At 66.3% G+C, this 26,088-nt stretch carries 15 protein-coding genes and 8 pseudogenes; 9 read left to right on the top strand and 14 right to left on the bottom strand.

Features of this window, described 5'->3' with window-relative positions; translation table 11 throughout:
* The first annotated feature begins 26 nt into the window (after positions 1-26).
* Positions 27-1,246: pseudogene (locus tag OL239_RS05085) on the top strand (class I SAM-dependent methyltransferase).
* A 6-nt stretch (positions 1,247-1,252) separates the two neighbouring features.
* Here OL239_RS05085 and OL239_RS05080 read toward each other — a convergent pair.
* Positions 1,253-2,065: a shikimate 5-dehydrogenase gene (locus OL239_RS05080; protein ID WP_268910980.1), complete on the bottom strand. Its 813-nt coding sequence runs from the start codon at positions 2,063-2,065 to the stop codon at positions 1,253-1,255.
* Between the two features lie 208 nt (positions 2,066-2,273).
* Here OL239_RS05080 and OL239_RS05075 point away from each other — a divergent pair, with 208 nt between their 5' ends.
* The 7 genes and pseudogenes from OL239_RS05075 to OL239_RS05035 all read left to right on the top strand — a co-directional run bounded on the left by OL239_RS05075 (position 2,274) and on the right by OL239_RS05035 (position 8,148).
* Complete coding sequence (locus OL239_RS05075; protein WP_268910979.1) at positions 2,274-2,492, top strand: AbgT family transporter; 219 nt, start codon at positions 2,274-2,276, stop codon at positions 2,490-2,492.
* Positions 2,477-3,183: pseudogene (locus tag OL239_RS20030) on the top strand (AbgT family transporter). Before OL239_RS05075 ends, OL239_RS20030 begins: the two are co-directional and overlap by 16 nt.
* Positions 3,184-3,203: 20 nt before the next feature.
* Positions 3,204-3,799: pseudogene (locus OL239_RS20025) on the top strand (AbgT family transporter).
* Between the two features lie 76 nt (positions 3,800-3,875).
* Positions 3,876-4,544 carry a M20/M25/M40 family metallo-hydrolase gene (locus tag OL239_RS05050; RefSeq protein ID WP_268910976.1) on the top strand — a complete coding sequence of 223 codons (669 nt, stop codon included), beginning with the start codon at positions 3,876-3,878 and terminating at the stop codon, positions 4,542-4,544.
* Entirely contained in the window at positions 4,520-5,047 is a 528-nt protein-coding gene (locus tag OL239_RS05045) for a M20/M25/M40 family metallo-hydrolase (RefSeq protein WP_268911665.1), read from the top strand. The genes OL239_RS05050 and OL239_RS05045 overlap by 25 nt, the downstream gene beginning before the upstream one ends.
* 77 nt (positions 5,048-5,124) lie before the next feature.
* Positions 5,125-6,273: a glutamate--cysteine ligase gene (locus tag OL239_RS05040; RefSeq protein WP_268910975.1), complete on the top strand. Its 1,149-nt coding sequence runs from the start codon at positions 5,125-5,127 to the stop codon at positions 6,271-6,273.
* A gap of 123 nt (positions 6,274-6,396) precedes the next feature.
* Positions 6,397-8,148 (top strand): HNH endonuclease, encoded by a 1,752-nt coding sequence (locus OL239_RS05035; protein ID WP_268910974.1) that lies wholly within the window; start codon positions 6,397-6,399, stop codon positions 8,146-8,148.
* Here OL239_RS05035 and tsaD read toward each other — a convergent pair.
* From tsaD to glmS, 12 genes and pseudogenes are all read right to left on the bottom strand, one after another.
* Complete coding sequence (gene tsaD, locus OL239_RS05030; RefSeq protein WP_268910973.1) at positions 8,129-9,196, bottom strand: tRNA (adenosine(37)-N6)-threonylcarbamoyltransferase complex transferase subunit TsaD; 1,068 nt, start codon at positions 9,194-9,196, stop codon at positions 8,129-8,131. The two genes, OL239_RS05035 and tsaD, sit on opposite strands and share 20 nt — an antisense overlap.
* Positions 9,193-9,663 carry a ribosomal protein S18-alanine N-acetyltransferase gene (gene rimI / locus OL239_RS05025; protein ID WP_268911664.1) on the bottom strand — a complete coding sequence of 157 codons (471 nt, stop codon included), beginning with the start codon at positions 9,661-9,663 and terminating at the stop codon, positions 9,193-9,195. The genes tsaD and rimI overlap by 4 nt, the downstream gene beginning before the upstream one ends.
* 41 nt (positions 9,664-9,704) lie before the next feature.
* Complete coding sequence (gene tsaB / locus OL239_RS05020) at positions 9,705-10,373, bottom strand: tRNA (adenosine(37)-N6)-threonylcarbamoyltransferase complex dimerization subunit type 1 TsaB (RefSeq protein ID WP_268911663.1); 669 nt, start codon at positions 10,371-10,373, stop codon at positions 9,705-9,707.
* A 10-nt stretch (positions 10,374-10,383) separates the two neighbouring features.
* A pseudogene (gene tsaE, locus OL239_RS05015) lies at positions 10,384-10,976 on the bottom strand (tRNA (adenosine(37)-N6)-threonylcarbamoyltransferase complex ATPase subunit type 1 TsaE).
* Positions 10,973-12,175, bottom strand: coding sequence for an alanine racemase (gene alr, locus OL239_RS05010; RefSeq protein ID WP_442864220.1), 1,203 nt, complete (start codon positions 12,173-12,175; stop codon positions 10,973-10,975). The pseudogene tsaE and the gene alr overlap by 4 nt, the downstream one beginning before the upstream one ends.
* Positions 12,176-12,256: 81 nt before the next feature.
* Positions 12,257-13,303, bottom strand: coding sequence for an L-glyceraldehyde 3-phosphate reductase (gene mgrA, locus OL239_RS05005; protein WP_268910971.1), 1,047 nt, complete (start codon positions 13,301-13,303; stop codon positions 12,257-12,259).
* 37 nt (positions 13,304-13,340) lie between these two features.
* Positions 13,341-15,088: pseudogene (treZ, locus tag OL239_RS05000) on the bottom strand (malto-oligosyltrehalose trehalohydrolase).
* Positions 15,085-17,418: pseudogene (treY, locus tag OL239_RS04995) on the bottom strand (malto-oligosyltrehalose synthase). The pseudogenes treZ and treY overlap by 4 nt, the downstream one beginning before the upstream one ends.
* Positions 17,415-19,603, bottom strand: a pseudogene (glgX, locus tag OL239_RS04990) (glycogen debranching protein GlgX). The pseudogenes treY and glgX overlap by 4 nt, the downstream one beginning before the upstream one ends.
* Before the next feature lie 92 nt (positions 19,604-19,695).
* Entirely contained in the window at positions 19,696-21,168 is a 1,473-nt protein-coding gene (locus OL239_RS04985) for an NAD(P)H-hydrate epimerase (RefSeq protein WP_268911662.1), read from the bottom strand.
* 90 nt (positions 21,169-21,258) lie between these two features.
* A pseudogene (locus tag OL239_RS04980) lies at positions 21,259-21,606 on the bottom strand (holo-ACP synthase); the annotation flags it as partial.
* A 3-nt stretch (positions 21,607-21,609) separates the two neighbouring features.
* Positions 21,610-23,505: a glutamine--fructose-6-phosphate transaminase (isomerizing) gene (gene glmS / locus OL239_RS04975; RefSeq protein ID WP_268910970.1), complete on the bottom strand. Its 1,896-nt coding sequence runs from the start codon at positions 23,503-23,505 to the stop codon at positions 21,610-21,612.
* A 208-nt stretch (positions 23,506-23,713) separates the two neighbouring features.
* Between glmS and coaA the strand changes: the two genes are divergently transcribed.
* Positions 23,714-24,631, top strand: a complete 918-nt coding sequence (gene coaA, locus OL239_RS04970) for a type I pantothenate kinase (protein ID WP_268911661.1) — start codon at positions 23,714-23,716, stop codon at positions 24,629-24,631.
* 48 nt (positions 24,632-24,679) lie between these two features.
* Here the strand turns inward: coaA and glmM are convergent, their stop codons facing one another.
* Entirely contained in the window at positions 24,680-26,041 is a 1,362-nt protein-coding gene (glmM, locus tag OL239_RS04965; RefSeq protein ID WP_268910969.1) for a phosphoglucosamine mutase, read from the bottom strand.
* Between the last annotated feature and the right edge of the window lie 47 nt (positions 26,042-26,088).

Genomic DNA, 26,088 nt, shown 5'->3' with positions numbered 1-26,088 from the left:
GGGGCAGAAGAACTAGGCTGGTAGGCATGCCGGATACCTCCCTTGCCCATGTCCTGACGTCCGAAGGCTGGGAGCTGCTGAACTCCCTGGGCCCGTATCTGGAGTCGGAGTCCTTCAAACTGAACACCGACCTGCGCAAAGCGGGCCACTCCCCGAGGTGGTGGCCGCCGTCCTGACCCAGGCAAAGCTGCGGATGAAGGCCCGGGGCAAATTCGGGCCCTTCGCCGAACACATGCTCTTCACCGCGCCGGGGCTGGAGCAGGCTACGCGCCTGAACGTCGCAGCGCTGCACGCCCAGCGGTATGTCCAGGCCGGGCTGGAGAAAATTGCGGATCTGGGCTGCGGAATCGGCGCCGATTCCCTGGCCCTGGCCACCCTGGACCGGCAGGTGACCGCCGTCGAGCTCGATGAGATCACCGCGGCTGCTGCCACCATCAACCTCATGCCCTGGCCCAATGCCACGGTCGTCCAGGGCGCTGCCGAGGAGTTCGACCTGACCGGGTTCGACGGCGTGTGGCTGGATCCGGCCCGCCGGACCACCTCGACCTCAGGCACCACCCGCATTTTCGACCCGGAGGCCTTTTCCCCGCCGCTCTCGTTCGTGGAGTCCCTGGCTGACGCAGGACTGCCCGTGGGCGTGAAGATGGGTCCCGGCATCCCGCACGAAGCGCTGCCGGAAAACTGCGAAGCCCAGTGGGTTTCCGTGGACGGTGACGTCACGGAGGCGACGCTGTGGTTCAACGCCCTGCGCCGTGGCGGTGTCCGCCGCGCGGCCCTGGTGATCGGGCCCAACGGCGCCGCGGAACTCACCTCGCCGCTGGACTATGCCCCCGGAAGCGAGGACGTCGCCGTCGGCCCCGTGGACGCCTACCTTTACGAGCCCGACGGCGCGGTCATCCGCGCGGGCCTCGTGGCCGACGTCGCACGCTCCCTGGGCGGGCATCTGCTGGATGAGCACATTGCTTACATCGGGGCACCGGAACTGATGGAAACGCCGTTTGCCCGGGCGTACCGGGTGCTGGAAGTGCGTCCGTACAACGTCAGGGCGCTCAAGGCCTGGGTGAAGGCCAGCGGGATCGGCGTGCTGGACATCAAGAAGCGCGGCATGTCGGTGACGCCCGAGGAGCTGCGCAGGCAGCTGCTGACCGGCTCCGGCAAAGGGCCGAACAAGGCCACGCTCGTCCTGACCCGGCTCGGGGAGGACCGGGTCGCGATCGTCGTGGAACCGGTGGGTTCCGCGGCGTAGGGCCGTTCAGGCGCGGGAGAATTCGCTGGCCGCCCGGACCTGCTCCGGTGTGGGCCGGACCCCGGTATAGAGCACGAACTGCTCTTCCGCCTGGATCGCGATGACCTCGGCACCCGTGATCACGCTCTTGCCGGCGGCGCGGGCGGCGCTGACCAGCGGCGTTTCCGCGGGCAGGGCGACGACGTCGAACACGGTGCGGGCGCCGGCGACCGCCGCGTCATCGAAGGACTGGACCGCTTCGTGTCCGCCCGCCATACCGAGCGGGGTGGCGTTGATGAGCAGGTCCGCGGTGGCCCCTGCCGCCGCGGACAGCCAATTGAAGTCGTAGGAATCGGCCAGCGCCCGTCCCGTGCCCTCGTTCCGGGCCACGATGGTGACATCCGAGAACCCGGCATCGTGCAGCGCAGCAGCAACGGCTTTGGCCATCCCGCCGGAGCCCTGCAGCAGCACGGACGAGGCGGCCGGGACGTGGTGGTCGGCCAGCAGCCGGGCGACCGCGAGGTAGTCAGTGTTGTAGGCGGTGAGGACGCCGTCGTCGTTCACTATCGTGTTGACCGAGTTGATGGCCCGGGCCGACACATCCATCTTGTCCACCAGGGCAATAACGTCTTCCTTGTACGGCATGGACACGGCGCAGCCGCGGACCGGCAGGCCCCGCACACCGGCCACTGCCTGGGCAAGGTCCGTCGGAGCGAAGGCCTTGTAGACGAAGTTCAGGTCCAGCAGGTCATACAGGTAATTATGGAAGCGTGTTCCAATATTGGACGGCCGCGCCGCCAGGGATATGCACAGGGTCATGTCTTTATTCAGGATGGGCACAGTCCCATTATGTCGGTCCGCTTCCCCGGCGGCGAGGAAAGTATGTTCCCCCGGCCCCTGCCCAAGCCGGAGAGTAACAAATAGTCATCCTTTTCTCAGGACACTTCCTGCACTAGGTTCTCCTGTGGGCATACCCGTTCCCGCGGGCCGGTGCCTGCTTTCGGTGCCAAACCGGCAGCGAATCCATCACCACGCAGCAGGGGGAACAGTGGCACAAACCGCCGCCGTCGAGCAGTCACGGGGAATGCGTGCAGCGTTCCGCGTCTTTTCAGCGATTGAGCGGATCGGCAACCTTCTGCCGCATCCGTTCTGGCTGTTCTGCATCCTGTCCGGAGTCGTTATCGTCCTCAGCGCGGCCCTGGAAGCAGCAGGGTTTCCGCGGTCAGCCCCAGCACGGGCGACGCCGTCGAAGTGCGCAGTCTCCTGAGCGCCGCCGGCATCCAGACCATGATCGGTGACGCCGTCGCAAACTTCGCGTCGTTTCCTCCGCTGGCAACCATCCTGACCACCATGCTCGGCATCGCGATTGCGGAGAAGAGCGGCCTGATCGACACGCTGCTGCGGAACACCGTCACGAAGGTCCCGGCCAAGTACGTGACCTTCGCCCTGGCCATGGCAGCCATGCTGGGCCATGTGGCCGGAGACGCTGCCTACGTAACGCTGATCCCCTCGGAGCCCTGGTTTTCCGGGCCGTCGGCAAGAGCCCGGTCCTAGGCGCCATTGTCGCCTTCGTCTCCATTTCCGCCGGATACGACGCGTCCCCCTCGCTCACCACCACCGACGTCCTGCTTTCCTCCATCACCACGGCCGCTGCGGGCACCATCGATTCCTCCGTCGTCGTCACGCCGCTGGCCAACTACTTTTTCAGCCTGGCGTCCTCCGTCCTGATCTCCCTGACCATCACGGTGGTCGTTGAGAAAGTCCTTTCCAAACGCCCGGATCTGGAAGCCGATGCCAGCGACGAGCCAGCCGGCTCGGTGGCCGACCTGCGCATCTCCACCCGCGAACGCCGCGCACTGCGCCTCGCCGGCATCACCGCGCTGCTGTTCCTGGCCGCAATGGCCGCATCGCTGATTCCCGCCGGCTCCCCTTCCGCGGAGAAGCGGGCGGAGTGCTGAACTCGCCGGTCATCGGCGGCATGGCCTTTGTCATCGGGCTCTTTTTCGCCGTGATCGGCGTCGTCTACGGGCGCTCGGCCGGAACGTTCACGAGTGGCTCCGACGTCACGGGGGCCATGATCGAGGGCATCAAGTCGATGGCACCGATCCTGGTCCTGTTTTTCGCCATTTCACAGTTCCTGGCCTACTTCAAATGGACGGGCATGGGTGAAGTCCTCGCCATCAGCGGGCACGGACCCTGGACAGCATCAATGCACCCGGCTGGGCCATCCTCCTCGGAATCGCCGTCCTGATTTCGGTCATGAACTTCATCATCACGTCTGGATCCGCCATGTGGTCGCTGGCCGCTCCGATTTTCGTGCCAATGCTCATGCTCCTGGACATAGAGCCGGCGACGACGCAGGCGATGTACCGGATCGCGGATTCCGTCACCAACTGCGTCACTCCGATGAGCCCCTATTTCGTGATGGCCCTGGGATTCGTCCAAAAGTACCGCCAGTCCGCAGGTATCGGCACCCTGGCTTCCTTCACTATCCCGCTGGCCATGGTCATCTGGGTGGTATGGATGGCCTTCTTCATGCTGTGGTACGCGCTCGGCATTCCGTTCGGGATCTAAGTTCCCGTTCCACGTCGTTCCCATTCCACGCCGTTTCCGTTGCACCCGGTGCTGTTACTGCCCTACCAGGAGAACCATGAACAACCTGCTCGACACCGCCCGCTCCAGCCTTCCCGAGATCATCGCCGACATCGCTTCCCTGGTGGAGATTGAAACCTACAGCAGGGACCGCGCCGGGCTCGATGCCGGATTGAATCAGGTGCGCTCCCTGATCCAGCTGCGGCTGGGCGCACCGGCGGCTGAACAGCTGGAGGACGACGGTGTTCTCGGCGCCACGCTGAAAGTCACCTATCCGGGTTCCGGGCCGGGTCACGTGCTCATCCTGGCCCACTACGACACAGTGTGGCCGGCGGGCACTCTGGCCGGATGGCCGCTCACCGAAGGAACCGACGACACTGCCCGGACGACATTATCCGGCCCGGGCATCTTCGACATGAAAACCGGGCTGGTCCAGGGAATCTGGGCGTTGAAGCTCCTGCAGGACAGTGGAAAGCCTCGTCCGACGATAACTTTCCTCTTCAACGGCGATGAGGAAATCGGCTCAGACGGCTCTCGTGCAGCGATCGAAAAGGCCGCCCACGACGCCGACGCCGTCCTGGTGCTGGAGGCCACCGCCGGCGGAGCGGTCAAGACGGGCCGCAAGGGCGTGGGCATCTTCACCGTAACCTCCACCGGGGTGGAGGCCCATGCCGGGCTGGATCCGGCAGCGGCGCCAGCGCCATCCATGCGCTGGCGGAATTCGTGACGGCCGCCGTCGGCGTCGCCGATCTCAGCCGCGGTACCTCAGTCAACGTGGGGCTCATTGAGGGCGGTTCAGGAAGCAACGTTTCCGCAGGGCGGGCCAGCGCCACGATCGATATCCGGGTGGAAACGGCAGCCGAAATGGAGCGCGTGGACCGGGAGCTGGACGCCGTCGGGGTCAGTGACCCCCGGGTGCGCCTGGAAATCGACCATTACTGGAACCGCCCGCCGATGACGGCGCAGCCCGGCGACCCGCTGCTGGCACTTGTCCGCGAAGCCGCCCATTCAATGGGCCTCGACTTGCAGGATACGTCCGTGGGCGGCGCCAGCGACGCCAACTTTGTTGCCGCGCTGGGCGTGCCGGTGCTGTGCGGCATGGGCGCCGTCGGCGGCGGAGCGCATGCCCGCGGCGAATTCATCTATCCGGATGCCGTCCCGCTGTACACGGCGCTCACCGCAGATGCCCTGTCCCGGCTGGTGGACGGTTTGCCTCCCCTGCACGGCTAGGATTGAACCCGGGTTCTCAAGCGCGATGATGCGGGTCGGGGTTCCTCCGAAGAATATGCATTACAGCAGGAGACAGTTTGGAAATCGGTTTCGCCCAATCAGCTCAGTCCACGCTCGGCGTTGAATGGGAGCTGGCACTTGTCGACCGGACCACGGGAGATCTGGTGTCCGTGGCGGACGAAGTCCTGCGCGGCGTCAGCGCAGCGCATCCGGGCATCAGCGAAGATGACGAGCATCCGCACATTAAGCAGGAGCTCCTCGAGAATACTGTCGAGCTGGTTACCGGCGTGTGCAACACCGTCGCCGAGGCCAAGGCAGACCTGACCCGCTCCCTCGACGCCCTGCGCCGGGTCACCGACCCCATGGGCGTGGAACTGTTCTGTTCCGGTTCGCATCCGTTCAGCGCCCCGCGGTCACAGCCGGTCACGGACAAGGAACGCTACGCCAAGCTGATCGACCGTACGCAGTGGTGGGGCCAGCAGATGCTCATTTACGGCGTACATGTGCACGTAGGCCTGGATTCCAGGGACAAGGCGCTGCCGGTCCTTGACGGGCTGGTCAATTACTTCCCGCATTTCCAGGCTCTGTCCGCTTCCTCCCCGTACTGGTCGGGCGAGGACACCGGTTACGCGTCGCAGCGTGCGCTGATGTTCCAGCAGCTGCCGACGGCGGGGCTGCCTTTCCAGTTCGGTTCCTGGGCAGAGTATGAGTCCTACGTGCAGGACATGTTCACCACCGGAGTCATCGACTCGATCAGCGAGATCCGCTGGGACGTACGTCCGGTTCCCGGTCTGGGAACTATTGAAATGCGCATCTGTGACGGAATGGCCACTATTCAGGACGTTGGCGCCCTTGCCGCCCTGACCCAGTGTCTGGTGGACGAGTTCTCGACCATCCTCGACAACGGCGGCACCATTCCCACCATGCCTCCGTGGCACGTACAGGAAAACAAATGGCGCGCGGCCCGGTATGGACTGGACGCCATCATCATCCTCGACGCTGCGGGCAACGAGAAGCTGGTGACCGACCACCTCCTCGAAGACGTCCTGCCGCGCCTGGCACCGGTAGCCGAGAAGCTCGGCTGCACCGCCGAGCTGGCCGATGTGCGCACCATCATCGAACGTGGAGCGGGCTACCAGCGGCAGCGCCGCATAGCTGCTGAAAACGGCGGCGACCTGCGCGCAGTGGTCCAGGACGGCATCCGCCAGCTGCGCGGCGAAGGCTAAGACCGCGGGGACGACGGCGGCGGGTTTCTGCCGTGCGGACCGGTGGCAGTTCGCGGCAGTCGAGTATTTGTCCCGTAGCGACAAACCGTCCATTCTGTGACATGCGTTACTAACATAGAACACATGTACGAATCGCTGCAGAGTCACCGAGCCGTCAGCCCTACTGCGCCTGTCCCAGCAGAAGCCGAACTTCTCGCCGGGTTGATTGACCAAATCCGTGCTCTGGAGGAGCTGAAAGCCGCCGCGTCCGCGGCCCAGGCCCAGGCCGCCGCCATCTTCGACGCCGCGACCCGCCGCGCGCAGGCCGCTGCCGGGGTGAAGAAGGAACAGCTGGGCCGCGGCGTCGCGGCGCAGATCGCGCTGGCCCGCCGGGAATCCCCGCATCACGGGACCCGGTTGCTGGGGTTGGCGCGGATCCTGACCACGGAAATGCCCCACACCCTGCACGCCCTGACCCTGGGGGTGATTAGTGAGTGGCGGGCGATGCTCCTGGTCCGGGAAACAGCGTGCCTGACCCTGGCGGACCGGCAAAAAGTCGACGAGGTGGTCGCGGGGAACCTGGCCGAGCTGGAGCAGCTCGGGGACCGGAAACTCATCGCGAGGATCAAGTCGTTGTCGTACGGGTTGGATCCGCATGCGGTGGTCAAGCGGGCCGCGCATGCGGTGTCGGAGCGGTTTGTGTCCTGCCGTCCGGCTCCGGACACCATGACGTATCTGACGGCTCTGCTGCCGGTGGCGCAGGGGGTGGGCGTGTATGCGGCGTTGACCCGGGAAGCGGACCGGTTGCGGGCTGCCGGGGATCCCCGGACGAAGGGCCAGATCATGGCGGACACGTTCGTGGAGCGGGCTACCGGTCAGGCCCGGGCCGAAGACGCCCGGATCGAGGTGCAACTGATCATGACGGACCAGGCCCTACTCCACGGCATCCTGCCCCAGCGACAGGGCCACGGCCACGGCCACGGCCAGGGCCAGGGCCAGGGCCAGGGCCAGGGCCAGGACAAGGTTAGAGACACAGATAAGAGCCAGGAGCAGGGGCAGGACCGGATCCCAACAGACGTAGCCGAGTCCTTCGTGCCTGACGGGGCGGAGCCGGCGGTTCTGGCTGGTTATGGAATGGTTCCCGCGCAGTGGGCTCGGGACCTGATCCGCGGACCTAACCCGGAATCGGACCTAGAACCAAACTCGGAACCGGATGACCCACAACCAGATGATCCTCCTTCAAGCGGCACTTACCCGGATTCTCACCCCGACGACCGGTTCGATGCTCAGGGCAGGTCCGGTGATCAGGCAGGACGTCCCGACCATTCACAAGGTCCTTCCGGCTGGGCCGGAACCGGACGTGTCGGGCCAGCCTGGGGTGCAGCCCCGCCGCGCCGGCCGGACCCGCAGACTGAGACCTGGCTCCGCCGGCTCTACGTGGCCCCGGATACGGGGGCGCTCACGGCGATGGATTCCCGTGCCCGGCTGGTGCCCCACGGGCTGGCCCGGCTGATCGCGGCCCGGGACCAAATCTGCCGGACCCCGTGGTGCGGTGCCCCGATCCGCCACTACGACCACATCCAGCCCGCCCGCGAAGGCGGACCTACCACCGTGGTGAACATCCAGGGACTCTGCCAGGCCTGTAACCAGGCCAAGGAAGCACCCGGCTGGACGACGCACGCCCTTTCCGCCACCGCCGCCGGCACAGATTCGGCAGCGACACCGGCCAGCAGCAGGCACACCGTCGAAACGGTGACTCCCACCGGACACTGCTACACCTCTGCGGCACCGGGGCCTCCCGGTTCCAAGGCCTCCCTAACCAGCAGGGCCTTCAGGGCCAGCCGGGCCCAAGAGCCACCAGACCCTCGGAGAACCGCTAAAGATGGATGCTGGTGACCGGCATGGACGGGTCCGGAGCAAAGCCAAGACCCGAAGGCTCGGCGCCCGCCATCACCACCTGTGCACCCAACGCTGCAACCATGGCACCGTTGTCCGTGCACAGGGATATTGGCGGCACGCGCAGCGTGATGCCTTTGGCCGCACAGCGCTGCGCCGTCAGCTCCCGGAGCCGGGAGTTGGCGGCTACTCCCCCGCCGAGCAGCAGGTTTGTGATGCCGTGTTCAGTGCAGGCCAGAACCGCCTTGGTCGTGATGACGTCCACCACGGCTTCCTGGAAGGACGCTGCGATGTCGGCCACGGGAAGCTCTTCCCCGGCGGCCTCATACTGTTCCACGCACCGGGCCACGGCCGTCTTGAGCCCGGAGAAGGACCAGTCGTAGCGGTGGGGCCCGGGTTCCTCGGCGGTGCCCATGTATTTGGGCTGGGTCAGGCCGCGGGGAAAGCGGACCGCCTTCGGGTTGCCGCTCCGGGCGAGCTTGTCGATGGCGGGACCGCCGGGATACCCCAGCCCGAGAATCCGGGCCACCTTGTCATAGGCCTCGCCGGCGGCGTCGTCGATCGTCGACCCCAGCAACTGAACATCCCCCGTCAGCGACTTCACCCGGAGGATCTCGGTGTGGCCTCCGGAAACCAGCAGGGCTCCAAGGTTCTCCGGCAGGTCACCGCCGTCGAGCACGCCCACCCCCACGTGCGCCACCAGGTGGTTGATGGCATACAACGGCTTTCCGGTGGCGGCGGCGAGCGCCTTCGCGGCGCAGACACCGACCATCAGGGCGCCGGCCAGCCCCGGCCCGGACGTCACTGCGATCGCGTCAACCTCTTCAAGCGTCACTCCGGCGTCGTCCAGGGCCTGCCTGAGCGTCGGCACAAACGCATCCAGATGGGCGCGGGAGGCAATTTCCGGAATGACTCCGCCAAAGCGAACGTGCTCCTCCATGGAGGAGGACACCGTATTGGTCAGCAGCTTGGCGCCGCGGACAATGCCGACGCCGGTTTCGTCACAGGATGATTCGATGCCAAGCACCAGGGGGTCGGTGCGGTTCATTCAGTGTCCTTCGTTGTGGCTCGCGGAGACCCGTTCCAGGCGGAAAGGGGCAGCCGCATAATGAGTGCGTCAGCGCCGTCGCGGTAATAGCGCGGCCGGACGTGGATCTGCTCGAACCCGAACCAGCGGTAGAGCCGCTGCGCCCGGGGATTATCGGCGCGAACTTCCAACAGCACGTCGTCGGCTCCCCGCTGCTTCGCCTCGTTAATGAGGGTTTCCAGCAGCGCCGAACCGATGCCGGCGCCCTCGGCCCCCGGCGCGACGGCGATCGTCTGCACGTCGGCAATGGGCAGCACGCACATCAGCCCCGCGTAGCCAACAACATCTCCGTCGGGATCCTCGGCAACGTAATAGGAACGGGTGTCCGCCTGGTTCAGCTCGTCGTAGAACATTTGCAGCGGCCAGGCATCCACCGGGAACAGTGCCTGCTCGAGCCCGTTGACGGCGGCAATGTCGTCAAAGGTCATCGGCCGGATGGCGGTGAAGCTGTCCGGACGGGACGGGCCAGTCACAGCGCGCGCTTTCGGGGGCCGGGAATCTTGGCATCGGATTCACGCAGGTAGAGCGGAGTGGTATCCAGCAGCGGCAGCCCGCGGACCAGACGCACGGCGGCGGTGCGTCCCAGTGCGGATGCCGTGGGCTGCAGATCCGTGAACCCGTTAACGCCGTGCAGGATTTCCGGATAGAGGCCTGCCCCAGCGCCGTAGACAGGCAGTGCCGGAACGTCGGCAGGAGCGCTGACAAACGGGCCGGCCAGGAGTTCTGCTGTGCCTCCGGTACTGCGGTAATGGGCCCAGTACACTTCCTTGCGCCTGGCATCGGTAGCCACGGCAAACTCGTCGATACCGAGCCGCCAGGCGTCCAGTGCGGCATCGACGGCGATGGCGTCCAGACTCATGACCCCGTGCACCGGCTTGTTCCAGGCGAATCCGAGGGTGCGGGCGGTGGCAATGCCGGAGCGCAGGCCCGTGAAGGGGCCCGGCCCTGTTCCCACCACGACGGCGTTGAGGTCAGCGGAGGTGACGCCCGCGGTGACCATCAGGCTGGAGATACCGGGAGCCAGCACTTCGGCGTGGGAACGGGTGTCTTCCGTGGCAAAGGCGGCCAGGATCTCCCCTTCCCCGGTCAACAGTGCCGCACTGGCGATGGCGGAGGTGTCAATGGAGAGAATAAGCACGGTGTCCATTTTACGTCTCCGCCGGCGCGGCACCATCCGCGGGCCCGGCGGGCCGCAGGGGAGTTTCCTGCCATCGGGGACCGTAGGCGGCGATTCGAATTCTCCGCTCTTCATCAGGATCATCGTCGAAGTCGAAGCTCCACCCGTCGGTATCCCGGTTGGGGGCGGTGTCAGCCCCGGTCGGCCGCACCAGGGTGATCTCGAGCCGGCTGTCCGAAGGTGCTCCACCAATCCGCGGCCCCACTCCACCACGGTGACGGAGCTGTCCATGGTGTTCTCCAGGTCGATGTCGTCAATCTCTCCGCTGGAGCCGAGCCGGTAGGCATCCACGTGCACCAGGTTCGGCCCGTCTCCGAGGCTGGGATGGATGCGCACCAGCACGAAGGTGGGGGAAATGATGCCCGGCCGCACCCCCAGCCCCCGGCCCAGGCCCTGGGTGAAGGTCGTTTTTCCGGCCCCAAGCTCGCCGGTCAGCAGGATCAGGTCACCGGCCTCCAGCCTGCGGCCGATCCGCTCTGCTGCCGCCTGGGTTTCGTCCGGATTGGCAGTGCGGATCTCTTCTTCCCACACGGGCACGCCGTTGCCGCCGTTCTGCCCGCTCATGCCTCTGCCGTCCCGTTCAGGCCGGTGGCCTCGGCAGCTTCCGAGTCCGTGTATTTGCGCTCCACCCTGGAGCCGATGCGGGTGATGAGCTCGTAGTTGATACTGCCGCAGGCATCGGCCCATTCATCGACCGAGGGCATCCCGACACCACCAAACAGCACGGCTTCCCGTCCCACGAGATCCTTGCCGGTGCCCGCAATGCCGGAGGCTTTGAGGTCGATGACCATCTGGTCCATGGCGATGCGGCCAACCACGGGGTACACGGTGCCGTCGACCCACACGGGACCGCCGGTGCCCGCGCGGGGAACGCCGTCGGCGTAGCCCAGGGGCACCAGAGCCAGAGTCGTGGGCTCGGATGTGGAGTACTGCAGGCCGTAGGACACCCCCTGGCCGGCACGGACCTCCTTGCAGTTGGCGATGGTGGTCTTGAGGGTCATGGCCGGACGCAGCCCCAGTTCGGCCGGAGACTGCCCGGGGAAGGGCGAAAGCCCGTACAAGCCCAGGCCCACGCGCACCATGTCGAAGTGGGTGTCCGGGCGCGAGAGTGCCGCCGGGGTGTTGGCGATGTGCCGCACCTCGTGGTCCACGCCGGCGTCCTCAGCTACGGCAACGGCTGTACGGAACCTGTCGAGCTGCTCGTCGGTCTCGGGACGCTCGGGTTCGTCGGCGACGGAGAAATGGGAGAAGATTCCGACGACGCGCAGAAGTCCCTCTTCCTGATAAGCCAGCGCACGGCCGACAAAGGCTTCCCATTGATCCGGCGGACAACCGTTGCGGCCAAGGCCGGTGTCGATCTTCAGGTGCACCCGGGCCGGGATTTGGAGTTCCCGGGCGGCCGCCACTACGTTTTCCAGTTCCCAGCCGGACAGGCCAAGATCAATATCGGCTGCGACCGCAGCAGTGAAAGAACTGTCCACGGTGTGCAGCCAGGCCAGGAGCGGAGCGGAAATACCGGCGTCTCGCAGGGCCAGCGCTTCCGAAATGTGGGCAACGCCGAGCCACGATGCACCTGCCTCCAGGGCGGTGCGCGCAATCGTTTCGGCACCGTGGCCGTAGGCGTCGGCCTTCACGACTGCCATTACGCGCGCCGGGCTCGCCAGCCGAACAAGGTGGCGGACATTGTGCCGCACGGCGGCCAAATCGATGAGGGCTTGGCGTTCGGCGGCGGGAGGAGCTTGTTGGTCATTCACATGAACCATTCTTTCACTCACGGCAGCGGCCCCGTGATTCGGGCGCACAGGGCGGCCGCAGCCGGGGTGAACCGGCTGCGGCCGTGCCGGTCAGGCTTTGAGCGCCGAGGCCCACAGGTTGATGTCGGAGTCGACGGCATAGGCGTCGATGGCGGACAGTTCCTCGGCGGTGAAGTCCAGGTTGGTCACCGCCGCCAGGCTGTCCTCGAGCTGCTTTACACTCGAGGCGCCAACGAGTGCCGAGGTGATGGCTGGGCCGCCGGACTGCGGGCGCAGGACCCAGGCAATCGCCATCTGCGCCAGGCTCTGCCCCCGGGACTGGGCCAGGTCATTCAGGCCACGCACGCGCCGGAGGTTGTCCTCCGACAACTGCGACTGTTCCAGGGACTTGCCCGCTGCGGCGCGTGAATCTTCCGGAATTCCGTTGAGGTACTTGTTTGTGAGCAGGCCCTGGGCCAGCGGTGAGAAGGCAATGGATCCGGCTCCGGCCTCGTCCAGCGCCGCAAACAGGTTTGGGTCCCCCTGCTCGACCCAGCGGTTCAGCATGGAATAGGAGGGCTGGTGAATCAGCAGCGGAGTGCCCATTTCACGCAGGATACGGGCGGCTTCGAGCGTCTTATCCGGTGAGTAGGAGGAAATGCCGGCGTAAAGGGCCCGGCCGGACCGCACCGCGGTGTCCAGGGCGCCCATCGTTTCCTCCAGCGGCGTCTCGGGATCGGGACGGTGGCTGTAGAAAATATCCACGTAGTCCAGGCCCATGCGCTCCAGCGACTGGTCCAGGCTGGCGAGCAGGTACTTGCGTGATCCCCAGTTGCCGTACGGTCCGGGCCACATGTCGTAGCCGGCTTTGGACGAGATGACCAGTTCGTCCCGGTACGGGCGGAAATCGTCCTTGAAATGGCGGCCAAAGTTCGTTTCAGCCGATCCGTACGGCGGACCGTAATTGTTGGCGAGGTCGAAGTGGGTGACGCCCAGGTCGAAAGCCCGGCGGAGGATGGCGCGCTGGGTCTCGAAGCTCTTGTCGTCGCCGAAGTTGTGCCACAGGCCGAGCGAGACTGCAGGCAGGTGCAGCCCGCTGCGGCCGACACGGCGGTAGGGCATGGAATCGTAGCGGTTGTCCGCGGCAGTGTATGTCATGGGTTACATCTTGCCACTGCCGCGGACAACGCGGTGCTTATCCGGCGGCCAGGACCGCGGCCCCGTAGGGCGGCAGCTGGAGGGCATCCCCGTACACTTCGGCCGGCGCGCCCGTCTCAAGCAGCACCTTCGTCCTGCTCCCGAACGGAACCGGTATTTCCCGGGGAGCGTCGGCGAAATTGAGCGCCACGGCAGTCTCTCCGCGCCGCATGAGCAGCCAGCGCCCCACCTCGTCAAACTCCACGTGCACGCTGCGCAGGTCGGGGTCCGTCAAATCCGGGCGGTCGGCCCGCAGCTGCAGGAGGCGGCGGTACAGGTCATGCAGCCTGGCGTGCCCGTCCCGGTCCACCTCCGACCAATCCAGCTTGGAGTTGGCGAACGTCGCCGGATCCTGGGGGTTGGGTACCGTGGCGGGGTCCCAACCCATGCGCTCAAACTCCCGCAGCCGGCCTTCCGCCGTGGCTTTACCCAGCTCGGGCTCAGGATGGGAGGTGAAGAACTGCCACGGTGTGGAGGCACCAAATTCTTCGCCCATGAAGATCATGGGTGTGAACGGGGACGTCAGGTTCAGCACCGCTCCCAGGGCCAGCCGGGAGTAGTCCAGCGAACCGCTGAGCCGGTCCCCGGCGGCACGGTTGCCGATCTGGTCGTGGTTTTGGATGCAGGTCACCATTTGACGGGCGCCCACGACCTCCTTGTTCAGCGGACGGCCGTGGGTGCGGCCCCGGAAGGATGAGAAGGAACCGTCATGGAAGAAGCCGTCCTGCAGCACCTTCGCCAGGGCCGCCAGCGAATCGAAGTCTTCGTAGTAGCCGCCGTTCTCCCCTGTGAGGTTGGTATGGGCAGCATGGTGGAAGTCATCCGACCACTGTCCGGTGAGGCCGTAGCCGTTCAGCTCCCGGGGAGTGATAAGGCGCGGGTCGTTGAGGTCGGACTCCGCTATGAGGAACAGCGGCTTGCCCAGTTCCCGGGCACAGTTCTCGGTTTCAGCGGCCATTTCCTCCAGGATGTGCACGGCCCGTTCGTCGTGCAGGGCATGGACCGCGTCCAGCCGCAGCCCGTCCACGTGAAAGTCCCGGAACCACATCTGAATGTTGTCCAGGATGTAGCGGCGGACCACGTCGGACAGCGGCCCGTCGAGGTTTACCGAGTCACCCCAGGTGTTGCCCTTTCCGTCGGAAAGGTAGGGGCCGAACATGGGAAGGTAATTTCCGCTGGGTCCGAGATGGTTGTAGACCACGTCCTGAATGACGCCCAGTCCGGCTTCGTGGGCGGCGTCCACGAACCGCTGATAGCCTTCCGGTCCCCCGTAGGTTTCCTGTACGGCATACCAGAGCACGCCGTCGTATCCCCAGTTGTGTGTTCCGTTGAATGCGTTCACCGGAAGCAGTTCCACGTACCGCACGCCGAGGTCCACGAGGTAGTCCAGCTTGCCGGCAGCAGCATCGAATGTTCCCTCGGGCGTAAACGTGCCGATGTGCAGCTCGTAGACCGCACCGCCGTCGAGGCCCGGCGAGGACCAGTCCCCGTCGTGCCATTCATACCGGTCGGGGTCGAAGGTGCGCGAGAGCGCATGGACCCCTTCCGGCTGCCGGCGGGACCGGGGATCCGGCACCGGCGTTTCGGCGTCGTCGATAAGGTAGCCGTAGTCGATGTCTCCGGGAAGCTCCGCGTGCTGGACATGCCACCAGCCGTTCTCCCCCGGCTCATCGACAGCTTCCGGTCGTCCGCTACGAGCGTCACGGTGTTGGCTTTGGGCGCCCACACATCGAAATCGGTCTTCATTCGCTGTCCTTCCGTACCAGCAGCACCACCGGATAAATGCCAAACAAATCCGCAGCCCGCACGGCGCCGCTGCTTCGTGGGCCCTGCCGGTCAGGACGTCCGAGTAGGTCCCCGCCGGCAGGACGACGGCGGTGTCCCGCCAGCCGCCGGAGCGTTCCAGTCCCAGCGGCAGCCGGGTCACCAGGCCCACGGCACCGCCCCGGTCAAAGCGAACACATGTTCCGCTGCGGGTCCCGTTGCCGAAACCGGCAGGTAGTCCGTGAACAGGTCGGGACGGGAGCGCTTGAGCCCCAGGGCGCGCGACACCAGCAGCAGCTTGGCGGCGGCTTCCTCGTCGATGACGGGGGCTTCGGCCGTGTCCGTGAGGGACGCCAGCACCCCGCGCCGGAGGTTGAAGTCAACTTCCCTGCGGTTGTCCGGATCCACGAGGGAACGGTCCCAAAACTCCGTTCCCTGATAAACGTCGGGTACGCCGGGCATGGTCAGCTGAAGCAGCTTCGCGGAGAGCGAGTTGGAATAGCCCGCGGAACGTGTGCGTTCGACCAGGGACTCGACGACGGCGTTCACCTCCGCGTTATCGAATGCCGCGTCGACCGCCGCGTGCATCCGGTCTTCGAACTCGGGGTTCGGCGCTGTCCAGGTGGTGCTGGCGGAGGCCTCCCGTGATGCTTTCTCAGCGTAGGCATGAGCCCGTTCCCGGCTCAGCGGCCAGGCCCCGACAATCGCCTGCCACAGCAGGTTTTCCATGGCTGGATCGCCCATCGGCGCCAGCGAGGACAACGCCGTGAAGGCTTCCCGCCACTCGTCCGGAATTTCGGCCAGCACAGAAATCCGGGCCCGTGTGTCTTCGCTGCGCTTCGTGTCGTGAGTGCTCAGGGCGGTCATTGCGGCAGGCTGCTCCTGCTGCCGGCGGAGAAGCCGGTTGTGCAGCTCGTAGGGTTCCACGGCAAAGTGCGCCGGGTCGGCCCCGACTTCATTGAGCGACGTCAGCCGGGCATACCGGTAGAACGCGGTATCTTCCACGCCTTTGGCCATCACCATGCCCGACGTTTGCTGGAACCTTGTGGCCAGCTCACCCAGGTCTGCTCCGCCGGGCACATCAGCCCCGGCGGCGGACAGCGGGTTGAGGAGCGGATGCAGCTTGTCCAGCGCACCGGCCAGGTCGGGGCGCTGGACCTTGGCAGCGGTTACCGCGTCGGCAAGATACTGCGCTCCCTCGGGCAGGTAACTGCGGTACACGGGGAAGCACGCGAGCAGCTCAGCCACTGCGTCCGCAGCTGTCCCGGCATCCAGTCCGCTGTCGCCGGGCAGCAGGCGGACCAGCCGCTGCACTTCCGAGTTCAGCAGCTGGTCGGCGATGGTCCGTTTGGTGCCGTGGATCATGTGGCCAAAGGCTTCCGTGGGCACGAGATCGGTGAGCGGCTTCATGCCCTCCGGATCGACAAAGAGCCGGTCGATGTCGGCGAGCGCGTCATATCCGGTGGTGCCTTCGGTTTCCCAGTCCCGGGCAGGGCCTCCCCCGGCTCCAGAATTTTCTCGACCAGGATGTATGCCCCGCCGGTCAGTTCACGGAGCCGGGCCAGGTAGCCCTTGGGGTCTGCCAGGCCGTCCGGGTGGTCGATCCGCAGTCCGTCCACAAGCCCTTCATCAAACCAGCGCTTGATTTCGGCATGGGACTCCTCAAAGACCCAGGGTTCCTCCACCCGGATACCGGCGAGGGTGTTGACGCCGAAGAAACGCCGATAGTTCAGCTCGCTGTCCGCGCGGCGCCAGTTCACCAGTTCATAGTGCTGGCGGGCATGGACGTCCTGCGCGGAGTCGCTGTCTCCGGCGGTGCCTTCGGCTACCGGGAAGCGGTGTCCGTAGTAGTGCAGTTCACCGCCGGCCAGCTTCAGCTCGGCCAGCTCGTTGTCTCCGTCCCCCAGCACGGGCAGGCGAAGCTTCCCGTTGCCGGCGTCCCAGTCGATGTCGAACGCTTCCGCATACCGTGATTGCCGGCCCTGCGCCAGCACCGACCACCACCACGGATTGGTGGGCGGCGTCGCGATGCCCATGTGGTTGGGCACGATATCCACCAGCACTCCCATACCCGCGGCGTGGGCGGCGCCGGAAAGGGCCTTCAGCCCCTCCGGCCCGCCGCGCGCCGGGTCCACGGCGGAGGGGTCGACGACGTCGTACCCGTGGTCCGATCCCTCCTCGGCCGTGAGGATGGGCGAGAGATATACCCAGTCCACGCCCAGGTCCGAGAGGTACGGCACGAGTTCGGCGGCATCGTGGAGCGTGAAGGAGGGGCGGATCTGGAGACGGTAGGTGGACAGCGGGGTCCTCATACCGCGGCCGCCGGGTTCTGTGCCTTGGAGCCGGCCAGCACGGCGAGGGATGCCGCCACTGAGTGGTCGTGTTCCTCTTCCTCCTCGTGGGCGCGCAGCACCACCATGGATTTGGCCGCGACGGTGATCTGGCCGTCGGCGGGAATGGGTGCCGAGTCCGCGTACTCCCCCGCAGTGTCAATGACCTGGTCCCACATGGGGGCGTATTCCTGCGACGGAATGGTGACCTTGACGGCCTCGTCGTGGGCGTTGAAGTACAGCAGGAAGTTCAGGTCGGTGATGCGCTGCCCGCGGGCGTCCTTGCCGGAGATTCCCTGGCCGTTGAGGAACACGCCGAGCGAGCGGCTGACCGGGGTGTCCCAGTCATCCTGGGTCATCGGCGTGCCGTCCTCCGTCAGCCATACGATGTCCGGCAGCGCCTCGCCCTCGCCGCGGCGCACCGGGCGCCGTCGAAGAACCGGCGGCGCCGGAATGTCGGGTGCTCGGCCCGCAGGGTGTTCACCGCCGCCGTGAATTCCATCAGCGGTGCGTCCATGGCGTCCCAGTTGATCCAGCTGAGTTCGGAGTCCTGCGCGTAGGTGTTGTTGTTGCCCTGCTGGGTGCGTCCGAGTTCGTCGCCGTGCGCGATCATCGGCACACCCTGCGAGAGCAGCAGGGTCGCCAGGAAGTTCCGCTGCTGCCGGGCACGGAGCGAGAGCACCGCGGGGTCGTCGGTGGGCCCCTCCACGCCGCAGTTCCAGGAGCGGTTGTGGGATTCGCCGTCGTTGTTGTCTTCGCCGTTGGCTTCGTTGTGTTTCTCGTTGTACGAGACCAAGTCATGCAGTGTAAAGCCGTCGTGGGCGGTCACGAAGTTGATCGAGGCCACCGGGCGGCGGGCCGAGGACTCGTAGAGATCGGCGGAACCGGTGATCCGCGAAGCGAACTCGCCCAGCGTCGACGGTTCACCGCGCCAGAAGTCACGGACGGTGTCGCGGTACTTGCCGTTCCATTCCGTCCACTGCGGCGGGAAGTTGCCCACCTGGTAACCGCCCGGACCGATGTCCCAGGGCTCGGCGATCAGCTTCACCTGGGAAACCACGGGGTCCTGCTGCACCAGTTCGAAGAAGGTGGAGAGCTTGTCGACGTCGTAGAACTCGCGGGCCAGGGTGGACGCGAGGTCAAACCGGAAGCCGTCCACATGCATCTCCGTCACCCAGTAACGCAGCGAGTCCATGAGCAGCTGCAGCGAGTGCGGGTTGCCCACGTTCAGCGAGTTGCCCGTGCCGGTGTAGTCCATGTAGTACCGCTTGTCGTCATCCATCAGCCGGTAGTACGCCTGGTTGTCGATACCGCGGAAGGAAAGCGTGGGGCCCAGGTGGTTGCCCTCGGCTGTGTGGTTGTACACCACGTCAAGGATCACTTCAATGCCGGCCAGATGCAGCGCGCGCACCATGGCTTTGAACTCCTGTACCTGCTGGCCCCTGTCGCCGGTGGCGCTGTAGGTGTTCTGCGGCGCGAAGAACCCGATGGTGTTGTAGCCCCAGTAGTTGGACAGGCCTTTGTCCTGCAGCGTGGAATCGTTCACGAACTGATGTACCGGCATCAGCTCGATTGCGGTGATGCCCAGCTTCTGCAGGTGCGCGATGACCGAGGGATGGGCCACTCCGGCGTAGGTGCCGCGCTGCTCCTCGGGGACGTCCGGATGCCGTTCGGTCAGTCCCTTGACGTGGGCTTCATAAATCACCGACTGGTGGTACGGAATCCTGGGCTTGCGGTCGCCGTCCCAGTCAAAGAACGGGTTGATGACAACGCCCATCATCATGTGCGGCGCGGAGTCTTCGTCATTGCGCGAGTTTTCGTCGCCGAAGTTGTAGCCAAACAGAGCCTGGTCCCAGTCGATTTCGCCGGTGACGGCCTTGGCGTAGGGGTCCAGGAGAAGTTTGTTCGGATTGCACCGGTTGCCGTTTTCCGGGTCGTTCGGGCCGTCCACCCGGTAACCGTACTTCTGCCCGGGCTGGACATGGGGCAGATAGCAGTGCCATACGTAGCCGTCCACCTCGGTAAGGCGAACGCATTCTTCGCCGCCGTCATCGTCGAACAGGCACAGCGTGACCGAATCAGCCACCTCGCTGTACAGGGCAAAGTTGGTGCCGTTTCCGTCATAGGTCGCGCCCAGCGGATAGGCATCTCCCGGCCAAACTTCCATTTAGAGCTCCTGACTAGTCCAGATGACAACAATTAAATAGTATGTCGACTTACTTTCTACCGCAGACTCGGCCCAGCATTAAACGGCGGACATTACCAGCCCCGCCCGGCATCTGCCCCGCCGGCGGCCGCGCGGGACGGATCGGAGGCGAGATCCCCGACGACGGCGCGTACGGCGGCCGGCAGCCCGGACGGCTCCACCGGGCCGGAGGCTGCGGCAAGGGCGCCGGCCCGGCCGTGGATGGCGGCCGCAGCAGCGGCCAGGGCCGCATAGTGTCCGGGCGGGGGCTCGGGATACCCGTCCCGGCCGTGCCGGTCCGTAGCGAGCAGGGATCCGAGGATGCCGGACAGCGTATCGCCGCTGCCGGCTGCGGCCAGCCACGGCGTTGCGTCCGCCTGGCTGAAGGTTTCGCCGGTGGGTGCAGCGGTAACGGTGGCCCACCCCTTGAGCAGGACTGTTGCTCCCGTCAGGCCTGCCGCCAGGCGGGCGTACCGAAGCGGATCCGCTTCGACGCGGTCCCGGGTGACGGTCTCGCCGAGCCTGGTCAGGAGAGCCGTCAGCTCACCGGCATGCGGGGTAAGAACTACCTGCTGCCCGAGGCCGGGCTGTGCGTAGCCCACGGCATCGGCGTCGACGACGGCGGGAAGCCCTGACGCCATGGCGTCCAGGGCGCGCCGGCGCTGGTCTTCGTCCGCACCGGCTCCCGGACCGGCAAGCCACGCCTGGACATGCGTGTGCGGAACCGCTGCGGTGGCGCAGACGGCTTCGGGGTGTGCGGCGTTGACCAGGCGGCATACTGCTTCGGGCCCCAGGTAGCGGACCATGCCGACGCCGGCGGCCAGCGCCGCGCCGGTGGCCAGAACGGCGGCACCGGGGTAGGCGGCGGACCCGGCGGCTATGCCGAGCACTCCACGGGTGTATTTATGGTCTGTCTTGGCGGGAACGGACAGCAGCCCGGCCAGATCCGCCGGCTCGAGCCGGCGCACGTCCGGAGACGCCGGCAGCGGCAGTCCGATGTCCACGGCCTCAATGCGTCCCGCCGCGACTGCTCCCGGGCCGGCCAGCAGTCCGGTCTTCACGGCCCCGAAAGTGACGGTGAGATCGGCGGCCAGATGGACGCCGCCGGTTTCCCCGGTGTCGGCGTCCACACCGCTGGGCAGGTCGCAGGCAATAATCAGCGGCCCGGCGTCCGCGGGCAGCTGCCGTGCCAGTGCTGCTGCCTCCCCGCGCAGGCCGCCCCTGCCTCCGGTCCCGAGGATTCCGTCAAGAAGCAGGTCGGCGTCCGCGCAGAGGGCTGCCGCGGAGGCCGAGCCGGCAGAGAGCCGCACCACCCGGCCGCCCTGCCGGCGGAATTCGGCGAGGGCTTCCGGGTGCGCTCTACCGGACGTCAGGACCGCCGTGGTGCCGGCCCCGCGCCGCGCCAGCCGGGCGGCAGCGTACAGGGCGTCGCCGCCGTTGTTGCCGGCCCCGGCCAGTACCGCCACCCGGGCCCCGTACACCGAACCCCGGACGGCGAGCAGTTCACGCACGCATGCGGCATAGAGTCCGTACGCCGCCCGCTGCATCAGTGCAGGACCGTCTCCGGCGTCGAGCAACGGCTTTTCCGCGGCCCGCACAGCGGTGCCGGAGTACGCACTGATCATGGGTCCAGACCAGCCCTCGGCCACCACCATGGCAGTGGCGACGCCGCCGTCATGGCTGAGCGAGAGGTGCCAGGTGCGCACGCCCTTGGCGTCGGCAGCCGCTGCAACTGTGCCCTGCACGCTGACGCTGGGAGCGCCGGCGGCGTCGAGGTCCACTTGGCAGTCCTGCCAGTTCATCCCCGCCGGTGCGCCCAGCGCCTTGGCAACCGCTTCCTTCGCGGCGAAGCGCGCGGCAAGGGACCGCAGGTTCAGCTCACGTTCGGCCGGAACGAACAGCCGGGCGCGCAGGCCGGGCGTCCGTTCCAGCTGGCGCCCGAACCGCGGCACGTCGACCACGTCCACCCCGATGCCGATAATCACCGGCTACTCGACCGTGACGGACTTGGCCAGGTTGCGCGGCTGGTCCACGTCATATCCCTTGGCCGTGGCCAGGGCACAGGCGAAAATCTGCAGCGGAACGGTGGTCAGCAGCGGCGCCAGCAGGGTGGGTGTTTCCGGCACGTAGAAGACGTGCTCGGCATAGGCCTTCACGGCGTCGTCGCCTTCTTCGGCAATGACAATGGTCTTGGCACCGCGGGCCCGGATCTCCTGGATGTTGGAAACCACCTTGGCGTGCAGCGAATCGCGGCCGCGCGGAGAGGGGACCACAACGAAGACGGGCTGCCCCTCTTCGATGAGTGCTATCGGGCCGTGCTTGAGCTCGCCCGCAGCGAAACCCTCGGCGTGGATGTAGGCCAGTTCCTTCAGCTTCAGGGCACCTTCCATCGCCACCGGGAATCCGACGTGGCGGCCGAGGAAGAGGACGGACTTGGCGTCCGCCATCAGCCCGGCCAGTTCCTTGATCTGCCCGGAGTTGTCCAGCACCTGCTGGATCTTGGCGGGAACCTTGGCGAGGTCCGTCAACATGTCCTTAATCTCGCCCTGGAACTTGTCGCCGCGCAGCTGGGCCAGGTAGAGGCCGAGCAGGTAGGCGGCCGTGATCTGGGCCAGGAAGGCCTTCGTGGAGGCGACGGCGATTTCAGGGCCGGCGTGGGTGTAGAGCACGGCGTCGGATTCACGCGGAATAGTGGAGCCGTTGGTGTTGCAGATCGCCAGCACCTTGGCGCCCTGTTCCTTGGCGTAGCGGACCGCCATAAGCGTGTCCATGGTCTCGCCGGACTGGGAAATGGCGACGATCAGCGTGTTGCCGTCCACGATTGGATCGCGGTACCGGAACTCGTGGCTGAGCTCGACCTCCACCGGAATCCGGCACCAGTGCTCAATGGCGTACTTGGCGACCTGGCCGGCGTAGGCGGAGGTTCCGCAGGCCAGGACCATGATCTTGTTGACGGCCTTCAGGTCCTCGGGGTCAACGCGCAGCTCGTCCAGGGTCAGGCGGCCCTCCAGATCGGACCGCCCCAGCAGGGTGTCGCCCACGGCCTGGGGCTGGTCATTGATTTCCTTCTCCATGAAGGAGGGGTATCCGCCCTTTTCCGCAGCGGCGGCGTCCCAATTCACCTCGAACTCGGTGCCGGAGGCAGGATTGCCGTAGAAGTCGGTGATTTCCACCGATTCGGGAGTGATGGTGACAATCTGGTCCTGGCCCAGTTCAACGGCCCGGCGGGTGAAGTCGATAAACCCCGAGACATCCGACCCCAGGAAGTTCTCGCCGTCGCCCAGCCCCACGACAAGCGGGGAATTGCGGCGGGCGGCGACAACGACGTCGGGTGAATCGGCGTGGATGGCCAGCAGGGTGAAGGCACCTTCGAGCCGGCGGCAGGCCAGCTGCATGGACAGGGCCAGGTCTCCCCCGCCCTCACCGCGGTAGACCGAAGCCAGCAGGGCGGCGGCCACCTCGGTGTCCGTCTCGGAAATAAACTCGGCGCCGGCGGCCAGCAGCTCCGCTTTGAGCTCGGCAAAGTTCTCGATGATCCCGTTGTGGATCAGGGCCAGGCGCCCGCCATCAGCCAGGTGTGGGTGGGCGTTTTCGTCGGTGGGTCCGCCGTGGGTCGCCCAGCGGGTATGCCCGATGCCTGTGGTTGCCTCCGGCAGCGGGGCCGCAGCCAGCTCGGCAGTCAGGTTGGCCAGCTTGCCCGATTTCTTACGTGAGTCAATTCCGGCTTCGGTCAGCACCGCTACGCCCGCCGAATCGTACCCCCGGTACTCCAGCCTGCGCAGGCCTTCCATGACGACGTCGAGCGCGCCATGCGCGTGACTCTTAAGCTCCCCTGCGGCGGCGGCACTGGGGCGGCGACCGGCATATCCTACGATTCCACACATAGGGCTAAGACTACCGGCAGGAGCAGCTACATCGCGAAAGGACCGTATCGGCCGCCAAACACACGGTCTCCGCGCCGCGGCACGGCCGTTTTGGAATGGCTGCAAGGCAGGGCAGAATCGTAAAGTGACAGACCATACATCCAAGGCAGTCCCCCATCCGGCCAAGGCCTCCGCCGGGAATGCAGCCGACAGCGGTTTTTCGCCGTTCGTGGAACTGGACCGGCAGACCTGGTCCCGTCTTTCCAATGAAATTCGGTCGCCGCTGAACCAGGACGACATCCTGAGGCTTCGCGGCCTGGGCGAGAAACTGAACCTGGATGAGGTCCGGGAGGTCTACCTGCCGCTCTCCCGCCTGCTGAATCTCTACGTCGCCGCGGCCGGGCGGCTGCACAGCGCCACCACCACATTCCTGGGCGAGAAGACCACGCGGACACCGTTCGTGATCGGTGTGGCCGGATCGGTGGCGGTCGGCAAGTCGACGACGGCACGCGTGCTGCGGGAGATGCTGCGCCGCTGGCCGGAAACGCCGAATGTCGAGCTGGTGACCACGGACGGGTTCCTTTATCCGAACGCTGAACTTAAGCGGCGGGGGCTGATGGATCGCAAGGGGTTCCCGGAGTCCTACGACCGCCGTGCCCTGCTGCGCTTTGTCAGCGCCGTCAAGAGCGGCGCCGAAGAAGTGCGGGCTCCGCGCTACTCGCATCTGACCTACGACATCGTGCCAAACGAGGAGATTGTCGTCCGCCGCCCCGACGTGCTGATCGTTGAAGGCCTCAACGTCCTCGCACCTGCCCGCACCCGGGCCGACGGCCGGGCGGGCCTCGCACTGAGCGATTTCTTCGACTTCTCCATTTATGTGGACGCCCGGACCTCCTACATTGAGGAATGGTACGTCCAGCGTTTCATGTCACTGCGCGGCGGAGCGTTCGCCGATCCGGAATCCTACTTTCACCGCTACGCGGGCCTCACCGACAGCGAGGCGCGCGCCACGGCCCTGGATATTTGGAAGCGCATCAATGAACCGAATCTGGTGACCAACGTCCTGCCGACGCGCGGGCGCGCCCAGCTGGTCCTCAGCAAGGATGCCGGCCACTCGGTGACCCGGATGCTGCTGCGCAAAACGTAGCCGCGCCTGGCCCCGGGCACCCGGGGCCGCACGACGCAGGCCCGGGCCTCAGGCCTCAGTGGGCTCCAGCGCCAGGTTGTTCTCCACTGTTGCCGCCAGATCCGCGGCCACCGAGGCAGCTGTTTCCATGTCCTCTGCTTCGACCATGACCCGGACGAGGGCTTCCGTGCCCGAGGGACGCAGCAGCACCCGGCCTGTTTCGCCGAGAAGCATCCGGGCGTCCGTCACGGACCGGAGGACGGCTTCGTTGCTGCCGACTGCCCCCTTGTCGACGCCCTTGACGTTAATCAGGACCTGGGGAAGCTTGTTCATGACCTGGGCCAGTTCCTTGAGCGTCCGACCGGTGCGCTTCACCTGTGCGGCAAGCTGGAGACCGGTCAGGACGCCGTCACCGGTCGTCGCGTATTCGGAGAAAATGACGTGCCCGGACTGCTCACCGCCCAGGCTGTAGCCGCCTTCGCGCATTCCTTCGAGCACGTAACGGTCCCCCACCCCGGTCTCGCGGAGGCTGATGCCGGCCTCGCGCAGTGCGAGCTTCAGCCCCAGATTGCTCATGACGGTGGCCACAAGGGTGTCATCCTTGAGTTTGCCGGCGGACTTCAGTGCCACGGCCATGATCGCCATGATCTGGTCGCCGTCCACGACGGTTCCCTCATGGTCCACGGCCAGGCAGCGGTCGGCGTCGCCGTCGTGCGCCACACCGAGGTCCGCTCCGTGCTCGATCACAGCGGCCTGCAGCTTCTCCAGATGCGTGGATCCGTATCCGTCGTTGATGTTGACGCCGTCGGGATCCGCTCCGATCACCACCACCTCAGCGCCCGCGTCGGCGAAGACCTGGGGTGAGCAGCCGCTGGCAGCACCGTGGGCGCAGTCCAGGACAACCTTCAGCCCGTCGAGCCGGTTGGGCAGGGTTTGGAGCAGGTGGATGACATAGCGGTCTTCGGCGTCCGCGAACCGGTGGATACGACCAACGTTGGCACCGGTGGGACGCAGGCTGGGCTTGAGCATTTCGCGTTCGATGTCGTCCTCGGCGGCGTCGTCGAGCTTCTGACCGCCGCGGGCCAGGAACTTGATGCCGTTGTCAGGTGCCGCGTTGTGCGAGGCGGAAATCATCACGCCGAAGTCGGCGTCGAGGTCCGCAACCAGGAACGCTGCCGCGGGGGTCGGCAGGACACCGGCGTCGAAAACGTCAACGCCGGAGCTCGCGAGCCCTGCTTCCACTGCCGCGGAAATGAAGTGCCCGCTGATGCGGGGATCGCGTGCCACGACGGCGACGGGCCGGCGCCCGCCCTCGACGCGCCGATGGCCCAGAACGACGGCGGCCGCCTGCGCCAGGCCCATTGCCACTTCGGCAGTGATCAGGCCGTTGGCCAATCCTCGGACGCCATCGGTTCCAAACAGTCTCGTCATCGCACATAATCCTCAAACAGGGGGGCAGGGCTGCAGGCGCTCATTGG

It is taken from the genome of Arthrobacter sp. ATA002, assembly GCF_026898095.1.
GTDB lineage: Bacteria > Actinomycetota > Actinomycetes > Actinomycetales > Micrococcaceae > Arthrobacter_B.
Note: the sequence above shows the minus strand (reverse complement) of the source record. Positions and strands in the feature narration are given on the sequence as shown.

Bases quoted from the DNA above. Each gene is read 5' to 3' on its own strand.
- OL239_RS05050 (WP_268910976.1), top strand. From the start codon at position 3,876: ATGAACAACCTGCTCGACACCGCCCGCTCCAGCCTTCCCGAGATCATC.
- OL239_RS05035 (WP_268910974.1), top strand. From the start codon at position 6,397: ATGTACGAATCGCTGCAGAGTCACCGAGCCGTCAGCCCTACTGCGCCT.
- tsaD (WP_268910973.1), bottom strand. From the start codon at position 9,196: ATGAACCGCACCGACCCCCTGGTGCTTGGCATCGAATCATCCTGTGAC.
- rimI (WP_268911664.1), bottom strand. From the start codon at position 9,663: ATGACCTTTGACGACATTGCCGCCGTCAACGGGCTCGAGCAGGCACTG.
- alr (WP_442864220.1), bottom strand. From the start codon at position 12,175: ATGGTTCATGTGAATGACCAACAAGCTCCTCCCGCCGCCGAACGCCAA.
- mgrA (WP_268910971.1), bottom strand. From the start codon at position 13,303: ATGACATACACTGCCGCGGACAACCGCTACGATTCCATGCCCTACCGC.
- OL239_RS04985 (WP_268911662.1), bottom strand. From the start codon at position 21,168: ATGCAGCGGGCGGCGTACGGACTCTATGCCGCATGCGTGCGTGAACTG.
- glmS (WP_268910970.1), bottom strand. From the start codon at position 23,505: ATGTGTGGAATCGTAGGATATGCCGGTCGCCGCCCCAGTGCCGCCGCC.
- glmM (WP_268910969.1), bottom strand. From the start codon at position 26,041: ATGACGAGACTGTTTGGAACCGATGGCGTCCGAGGATTGGCCAACGGC.